At 73.0% G+C, this 700-nt stretch carries 1 protein-coding gene; it reads left to right on the top strand.

Going from position 1 to position 700, the window contains the following annotated elements:
- Nucleotides 1-346: 346 nt before the first annotated feature.
- On the top strand, nucleotides 347-700 hold a 354-nt coding region (locus tag QC029_RS06635), incomplete at its 3' end, for a hypothetical protein (protein ID WP_279554498.1).

The following is a 700-nucleotide window of genomic DNA, read 5'->3' as shown; positions in this document are numbered from 1 at the left end:
GGTGAAACGGCGCAGGTCGAAGGCGGGTTCCGGGCGGGGGGTGCCGTCGGGGCCGGGGAGGGGGGCTCCTGCGGGGATGTGGGTGACGGGGGCCTGGGCGCGGGCGGCGTGCCACTCGGGGGTGGTGTAGGGGAGTGGGCGGGGGGCGGTGCCGGGCGCGGGGGCGGGGGTGTCGCTGCCGGGGGTGCCGTCCTGGTGGGCCGGGTTGTTCTGGGTGGGGTCGTAGCCGCTCAGGGTGCTCAGGTCGGTGCCCGGGGGGAGGGTGTCCTGTGCCGGGTCGGGTTCGGGTGTGGGGGTGCTCAGGTCGGTGTCGAGGGTGGGGGTGTCGTGGGTGGTGGCCGGTCCGGTGGTGGTGCTGGTGGGTGGTGGGGTGTGGGGTCCGGTGGTGAGGTGGGTGTGTGGGCCGGTTCCGGTGGTGGTGTCGGGCAGGTCGGTTCCGGTGGTGAGGTGGGTGTGCGGGGTGGTGGGGGTGGTCGGTCCGGTTCCGGTGGTGGTGTCAGGTGTGCCGGTGGGGGTGCTGGTGGTCGGTCCGGTTCCGGTGGGGGTTCCGGTGCCGGTTGTGGTGTTGTGGAAGGTGAAGTTGGTGGTGGTGTGCCATTTGTGGTGGAGGTTGAGGCCGGCCAGGTGGGCGGTGTCGAAGGCGGGGTTGGTGATCAGGGAGCTGGCGGTGCCGCCGGCGACGGTGTTCCAGTTCCAGTCC

Source organism: Streptomyces sp. DH37 (assembly GCF_029813835.1).
GTDB lineage: Bacteria > Actinomycetota > Actinomycetes > Streptomycetales > Streptomycetaceae > Streptomyces.
Note: the sequence above shows the minus strand (reverse complement) of the source record. Positions and strands in the feature narration are given on the sequence as shown.